General features: G+C 43.9%; 7 protein-coding genes. 5 read left to right on the top strand and 2 right to left on the bottom strand.

The genetic code is table 11. The features are described from left to right. Positions 1 to 1,002: TDT family transporter (locus B2W49_RS05170; RefSeq protein WP_291335174.1), on the bottom strand; the 1,002-nt coding region annotated here is incomplete at its 3' end. A 206-nt stretch (positions 1,003 to 1,208) separates the two neighbouring features. On the opposite strand from B2W49_RS05170, the gene ribF reads away from it, so the two are divergent. The 5 genes from ribF (at position 1,209) to B2W49_RS05195 (ending at position 6,828) form a co-directional block, all read left to right on the top strand. Further along, positions 1,209 to 2,210 carry a bifunctional riboflavin kinase/FAD synthetase gene (gene ribF / locus B2W49_RS05175; RefSeq protein WP_291335176.1) on the top strand — a complete coding sequence of 334 codons (1,002 nt, stop codon included), beginning with the start codon at positions 1,209 to 1,211 and terminating at the stop codon, positions 2,208 to 2,210. Positions 2,211 to 2,276: 66 nt separating this feature from the next. Further along, complete coding sequence (gene ileS, locus B2W49_RS05180; protein WP_291335178.1) at positions 2,277 to 5,123, top strand: isoleucine--tRNA ligase; 2,847 nt, start codon at positions 2,277 to 2,279, stop codon at positions 5,121 to 5,123. Continuing rightward, positions 5,116 to 5,655, top strand: coding sequence for a signal peptidase II (gene lspA, locus B2W49_RS05185; protein WP_096902456.1), 540 nt, complete (start codon positions 5,116 to 5,118; stop codon positions 5,653 to 5,655). The genes ileS and lspA overlap by 8 nt, the downstream gene beginning before the upstream one ends. Further along, positions 5,648 to 6,130 carry an FKBP-type peptidyl-prolyl cis-trans isomerase gene (locus tag B2W49_RS05190; RefSeq protein ID WP_291335181.1) on the top strand — a complete coding sequence of 161 codons (483 nt, stop codon included), beginning with the start codon at positions 5,648 to 5,650 and terminating at the stop codon, positions 6,128 to 6,130. The genes lspA and B2W49_RS05190 overlap by 8 nt, the downstream gene beginning before the upstream one ends. Positions 6,131 to 6,285: 155 nt before the next feature. After that, entirely contained in the window at positions 6,286 to 6,828 is a 543-nt protein-coding gene (locus tag B2W49_RS05195; protein WP_291335183.1) for an NADPH-dependent FMN reductase, read from the top strand. An 88-nt stretch (positions 6,829 to 6,916) separates the two neighbouring features. Here B2W49_RS05195 and B2W49_RS05200 read toward each other — a convergent pair. Beyond that, positions 6,917 to 7,164, bottom strand: a 248-nt coding sequence (locus tag B2W49_RS05200; RefSeq protein ID WP_291334089.1) for a transposase domain-containing protein, incomplete at its 5' end; no start/stop codon positions are given.

The following is a 7,164-nucleotide window of genomic DNA, read 5'->3' on the forward strand; positions in this document are numbered from 1 at the left end:
GGCATACAGGAAGGCCAAATTGAGTTGTTGGGCTAGAGTTAAGATTGCCAGTGTATATACGCCCAATGGGAAGGTCAGTCCCCACCAACCCAAATTAAATGGTAAGTCCTGTTTGGCATGGTGCAAAGTCGTCAGTACCGCAATCCCCAACCACCACAGCCCAAAACCCAGCAGAATTAAACTGGCCAAAATTCCCGCCTGCTGAAATAACTGACCCAGTTGTACTAAGCCCAAACTCGCCATCAGCGTCGGTGCCTGATGCCCCAAAACCAATAACGCCAAAGCAGCAGTCCCTATCGGTCCCAAAGCCAACCAACTGCTGACCGCCAACTCTTTTTCAGGCAATTTATGTAAGACCAAACGCAACATTAAAATCGTTAAAATTGCAAAGGCAGGTAATACTGAAACACCCCACAACACATAACTACCCAATAAAATCGCAACAGCATGAGTATCAGCTGCCAAATACCCCAGCAATAAACCACCACTGCTGGCTGCAACTTCACAGGCCACGATCGGCAATAACCACACCGCAGTCATCTGCTGTAAAGCGTGCTCCTGATGTCGATACATGGCAAAAGGAACTGCCCACGCCACCAAGAGCGCCAAGACTACATCTGCATACCAGAGCGTTTGCGCAATCTGTACAGCTGTGTCGCCATAAATAGGCTGACCATACTTTAAAAAGCCATTGAGGATGGTGGCCAGCGCCATCGGGATCGTCCCTAAAAATAGGCTCATGCTTGGATGTTGAAAAATCTGTTTGGCTTCGTGCGGATAAAATGCCCAACGTAAGCCATATAGCACACTAAAAAGTACAAACAGTAAAATATTGAAATACCACAGCCCTGTGCCGAGTTGCCATGTGAGTGCCTTTATCATCGGAAACTCTGATACAATTAACGCCACAACACCTGTTCCCATACTGACAGTGAACCAGTTGGGGGTGAATTGACGAATGATATTGTGGCGCTGTCCAAGTTGTGTAAATGGTTTTTGCATGAGTTCGGCCTCATTTAAAATCTACATTTATACTAATCAAATCTATAAATAAGAAAAATTGATTAATTTATATTAAATAAATAAGTAAAATTGATATAAGTATACTTTGCACTAAATTTTTCGTTGTCAAAAAACAACCACAAGACGAATGCCCAAGAATATGGCAATATATAAGCCGTTCTTAATTCCAAGCACTTGATTTGCCCATGAAGCTGCTCCGTCTAAATGCTTTGCCCTCAAATACCCAATTAGAAAAAACCGCTGTCACCATCGGTAATTTTGACGGGGTGCATTTGGGTCATCAAGCCATGATTCATCAGCTCAAAGCCGTTGCAAAACAACAAAATCTAAAAACTGTGGTGATGATTTTTGAGCCTCAACCACTTGAATTCTTTAAAGGTTATGATGCTCCACCGCGTATTTCATCATTGCGGGAAAAAGTCGAATATCTGACCGAATTGGGGGTCGACTACATTGCAGTAGCGAAATTTGACAATCATTTCCGCAGTTTAAGTGCCGAAGCCTTTGCAAAACTTTTAAAAGATACCCTGAATGCCTCGCATTTGGTCTTGGGCGATGACTTCCATTTTGGCAAAAACCGCCAAGGCAATAGCGAGTTTTTGCGCAACTATGGCTTTCAGGTCACCAATTTAACCACCATTGAACTGAATGGTGAGCGTGTTAGCTCAACTCGTATTCGTCAAACTTTACAAGCAGGTGATTTGGCACTCGCAGCCAAACTGCTTGGACGACCATATAGCATTACAGGGCGCGTCCAATATGGTGATCAAATTGGTCGCACACTTGATTTTCCAACCATTAATGTGCGCTTAAACCGCCATAAACCCTGCTTAAATGGCATTTATGGCGTTGAAGTGGTGTGTGAAACCACCGCTTTAAGCGAAAAAGTCAAACACGATCATCCCGATAAAACGGGTGTTGCAGGCTACAGCTTGAACAGTCTGTTTGGTGCAGGGCATGTGGGTACGCGCCCAGCCATTCAACAAGTACAGCCCGAATGGCGATTAGAAGTACATTTCCCCAATGTTTCTGCTAATCTGTATGGCTTATTAATGCGGGTCACATTTTTAAACTATTTACATGGCGAAAAAAATTACCCTTCGCTTGAAGCACTCAAAGCGGGAATTGATGATGATGTTGAAAAACTTCTTAAATTTCGACAAGATCATCCAAATTTCCCTTTTTAATTTACCCTAAATATTTAATGTAAAACGCGTCAGTCCATGGGCTGATTCAACTGGAAGACAACTTGCATGAGCGATAAGCAAACTCCTGAAAATGCAGTGGATTATAAAGCCACGCTAAACCTCCCAGGTACTGAATTTGCAATGAAAGCAAATCTCGCAGTACGTGAAGCGAAATGGTTAGAAGAGTGGTATGCCGACAACATTTATCAGCAGATTCGTGCATCGCGTATTGGCAAGAAAAAATATGTGCTTCACGATGGCCCTCCGTATGCCAATGGTCAAATTCACTTGGGTCACGCGGTCAATAAAGTCCTGAAAGACATTATTATTAAAAGCCGTGTCATGGATGGTTTTGACGCACCCTACGTTCCAGGTTGGGACTGTCACGGTTTACCGATTGAACTTAAAGTAGAAGAAAAAGTAGGTAAGGTGGGCGTAAAAGTCGATGCTTCGGCTTTTCGTAAAGCCTGCCGCGAATATGCTTACACCCAAGTCGAATTACAGAAAAAAGACTTCGTGCGTATGGGCGTATTTGGTGATTGGGACAACCCTTACCTCACCATGAACTTCAAGCAAGAAGCCGACATCGTGCGTTCATTGGGTGCAATTGCCAAAGCAGGTCATATTGAACCAGGTCTTAAACCTGTAAACTGGTGTTTGGACTGTGGTTCTGCTTTGGCAGAAGCCGAAGTTGAATATGAAGATAAAAAATCCGATGCAATTGATGTCGGTTTTGCTGTGGTCGATTTAGCCGATTTATCTGCACGCTTGGGTGTGCAAATGAATGATGCTACTGACATTGTAATTTGGACGACCACACCGTGGACTTTGCCTGCGAACCAAGCCGTTGCATTGCATGCCGAAATTAAATACCAATTGGTGAAAGCACGTGCTGATGACAAAGCACCACAAAACTTTATCTTAGCCAAAGAATTAGTACAGTCAGCAACTGAACGCTACGGCTTTAGCAGCTATGAAGTATTGGCTGACTTTACAGGTGACAAACTCGAAAACCTGATCTTGCAACATCCACTGATTCAAGCACGCCAAGTGCCTGTAATTTTAGGTGAACACGTGACCGCAACAAGCGGTACAGGTGCAGTACATACCGCACCTGGACACGGTGTGGACGACTATAAAGTTGGCTTACAGTACAACCTAAAAGTTGACAATCCAGTGGGGGGCAATGGTGTTTATTTACCGACAGCACCAATCTTTGCAGGCGAACACATCTACAAAGCCAATCCACAAATTATTGCGACTTTGGCAGAAAACAATAAGCTTTGGGCACATCAACCAATCAAACACAGCTATCCACACTGCTGGCGCCATAAAACTCCAATTATTTTCCGTGCGACACCACAATGGTTTATCAGCATGGATGCCAAAGGTTTACGTCAAGGCGCACTGAATGCGATTGAAAATGACATCAGCTTCGTACCAGATTGGGGTAAAAACCGTATCCAAGCGATGATTGAAGGTCGTCCAGACTGGTGTATATCACGTCAACGTACATGGGGGGTACCAATTCCATTCTTCGTGCATAAAGACACCAATGAATTGCACCCTCGCACCCCTGAATTGATTGAAGACGTTGCAAAACTGATCGAACAAGAAGGGATTGATGGTTGGTATAACCGTGAAGCTAAAGACTTCATTGGTGATGATGCCGAGCACTACAATGCAGTGCGCGATACCTTAGACGTTTGGTTCGACTCAGGTACGACTCATTATGCAGTTCTACGTGAGCGTGAAGAGTTGCAAGACCCAGCCGATTTATATCTTGAAGGTTCAGACCAACACCGTGGTTGGTTCCAATCTTCATTACTCACCTCGATTGCAATCAATGAGCGCGCACCATACAAAGGCTTGTTAACACACGGCTTTGTGGTCGATGAAAAAGGTCGCAAAATGTCGAAATCGTTGGGTAACATCATTACCCCACAAGACATTATTAAAGACATGGGTGCAGACGGTTTACGCTTTTGGATTGCATCTGCAGATTATCGCTATGAAATGACGGCAGGTAAGGAAATCTTTAGCCGTGCATCAGACGGTTATCGTCGTATCCGTAATACCTTGCGTTTCTTGTTGGCCAACTTAAATGGTTTTAAACCATCGACAGATGCGCTTCCTGTAGATCAATTGATTGCTTTAGATCAATACATCCTACAACGTGCCGCAGAAGTACAGAAAACCATTCAGCAAGCCTATGAAGATATGAACTTCCATATCGTAACCAGTGCGCTGACTAACTTCTGTATTAATGACTTGGGTGGTTTCTACCTCGACATCATCAAAGACCGTCAGTACACCACCAAAGCGGACTCGCAAGCACGTCATTCTGCACAAACCGCTTTGTATCACTTGGTTCAGGCTTTTGTTCGTTGGATGGCACCAATCTTAAGCTTTACAGCACAAGAAGCATGGCCGCTCATTCCTGAGCAATCAGAAAAGTACGTGTTCACAGCAGAGTGGTATGACATTCCAGTGGCTTCTGAAGCCAACATCCTGGCAGAAGCGGAATGGCAAACCCTGATAGCAGTTAAATCTGCTGTCAATAAGTTCATCGAAGCTGCGCGTACAGCCAAAACAGTTGGTTCTAACCTGTCTGCCAAAGTTGAACTTTGGGCCAATGACGAACTCAAAGCCGTATTGGATAAACTAGGCGATGAGCTACGTTTTGTCCTGATTACTTCACAAGTGATTGTAAATGACTTTGATGCTGCACAAGGTGAAGCCTCTGATTTAGATGGCTTGAACGTGAAAGTTTCTGCAGCAGATGGCGAAAAATGCGTACGTTGCTGGCATGTACTTCCTGATGTGAATACACATTCTGCACATCCAGGCTTATGCTCACGTTGTATTATCAACCTTCCAACAGGTCAAGGCGAAGAGAGAAAATATGCCTAATTCACAACACAAAAAGGGCTTATTCCAGTTTTATCCGCACAATTTATGGTGGATTGGCTTGTCCATTGTCGCGATTATTCTGGATCAATGGACCAAATGGATTGCAGTATCGCATCTGAATTACGCAGATCCTGTGCCTGTATTGCCCTTTTTGAATTGGACTTTACTGCATAACTATGGCGCTGCCTTTAGTTTCTTGTCCGATGCAGGTGGATGGCAACGTTATTTCTTTACCTCATTGGCAGGTTTAGTGTCTGTAATTTTTGTATTTTGGCTGATGCGTATGCCAAAAAATGTCATCGTACTGCCTTTGGCGATTGCCTTGATTTTAGGCGGTGCGATTGGGAATTTAATTGATCGGGTCAGCCTTGGCTACGTGGTCGATTTTATTCACGTGTACTACAACAACAGCCACTTCCCTGCCTTTAATATTGCAGACAGTGCCATCACGCTTGGCACCATTCTGCTGTTAATTGATACCTTTTTCCTAGAAAAACACCGAATTGAACGAGCGCAGGCGCAACATGACTGAAATTATTAATCCAAATGATGAAACTCGTATTGAAGATGGCTCAAAAGTCGAGTTGCACTTTTCTGTCGCCATTGAAAATGGTGTAGAAATTGACAACACCCGTAGCCGCGCTGAACCTGTGAGTTTGGTCATGGGTGATGGCAGCCTATTACCTGGTTTTGAAAAGTCATTATTTGGTTTACGTGCAGGTGACCGCCGTACCGTGAGTCTTCCACCTGAAGAAGCATTTGGTCCATGGAATTCTGAAAACGTACAAACTTTTGATACGGTTAAATTTGAGCAACGTCCAGTTGAAGGACACATGATTGAGTTTGAAGATAAAGCCAAACAAAGCCTGTATGGCGTAGTGAAAACTGTAGGTGATGACATCACCGAAGTCGACTTTAACCATCCATTGGCAGGTAAAGATATTACCTTTGAAGTAGAAATCTTCAAAGTGACACCTGCCGGCCAACAAGGTATCAAAATTATGTAAAAATACAGATCGATTGTCTGTGTGTCAGCCAAAGCCCCTTCGGGGGCTTTTTTAATGCCTCAAACATTTGTCGCTCAGATACATATTCAATCTATGCAAAGCCTAATTTTCATACTACCGTAGCATCATCACATTTATTTTCCCAAGGATTTTTCATGAAAATTCAGGTCATTATAGGCAGTGTGCGCGAAGGTCGGACAGCCATTAAAGTTGCGCGATGGGTGCAAAAAGGCTTTGAACAACTTGGGCTCAGTACGGTCCAACTCGAATTGGTCGACTTAAAAGAGTGGGATTTACCGATTTTTTCAGGTGCAAATCCCCCAATGACAGGGATTTATGATCAACCCAAACAACAAGCATGGGCCGACCACATTGCGCAAGGCGATGCCTTTATTTTCATTAGCCCCGAATACAATCATGGTTATAGCCCTGCACTTAAAAATGCCTTGGACTATTTAGGTAAAGAATGGAGTGGCAAATCAGCCGCTTATGTAGGCTATGGCTCGACCAATGGTTCACGCTCCATTGATCAAATTCGTCAAGTCGGCACACAACTTGGCTTGATTGACTCGAGCGCCGTGCTTGAAATCCGCGAGATTTTTAAACGTAATAGTGCAGAAACATTTGAAGGCAATGAATTTGAAATCAAAGCCTTACAATCTATTCTTGAAAAATTACAGCGTTATCATAGTCGCTAATGTAAGCCAAAACTTACAGCCATCGCCGCCATTGACGAATATCAGCATGGCTATATTTGTAAGCGTCCGCTGAATCCCATACCAATTTTTAATTCAATTTAGGTTTCCAGCAGTGTGGCAGTAACTCTTCAATCTGGGTCACTTTATGTGTCGGTAACCTTTTCAGCACATCACTTAAATAGGCATACGGATCCAGCCCATTCAGCTTTGCTGACTGGATTAACGTCATGATGTTTGCCGCTCGCTGACCACTGCGCAGCGAACCTGCAAACAGCCAGTTCTTGCGCCCCAACGCCCAGGGACGCATCTGATTCTCGACCCAATTATTGCAAATAG

This window comes from Acinetobacter sp. UBA801 (genome assembly GCA_002296655.1).
Taxonomy (GTDB): domain Bacteria; phylum Pseudomonadota; class Gammaproteobacteria; order Pseudomonadales; family Moraxellaceae; genus Acinetobacter.

What these genes read in the sequence shown, in the direction of transcription:
- ribF (WP_291335176.1), top strand. Translation starts at nt 1,209, where the DNA reads ATGAAGCTGCTCCGTCTAAATGCTTTGCCCTCAAATACCCAATTAGAA.
- ileS (WP_291335178.1), top strand. Translation starts at nt 2,277, where the DNA reads ATGAGCGATAAGCAAACTCCTGAAAATGCAGTGGATTATAAAGCCACG.
- lspA (WP_096902456.1), top strand. Translation starts at nt 5,116, where the DNA reads ATGCCTAATTCACAACACAAAAAGGGCTTATTCCAGTTTTATCCGCAC.
- B2W49_RS05190 (WP_291335181.1), top strand. Translation starts at nt 5,648, where the DNA reads ATGACTGAAATTATTAATCCAAATGATGAAACTCGTATTGAAGATGGC.
- B2W49_RS05195 (WP_291335183.1), top strand. Translation starts at nt 6,286, where the DNA reads ATGAAAATTCAGGTCATTATAGGCAGTGTGCGCGAAGGTCGGACAGCC.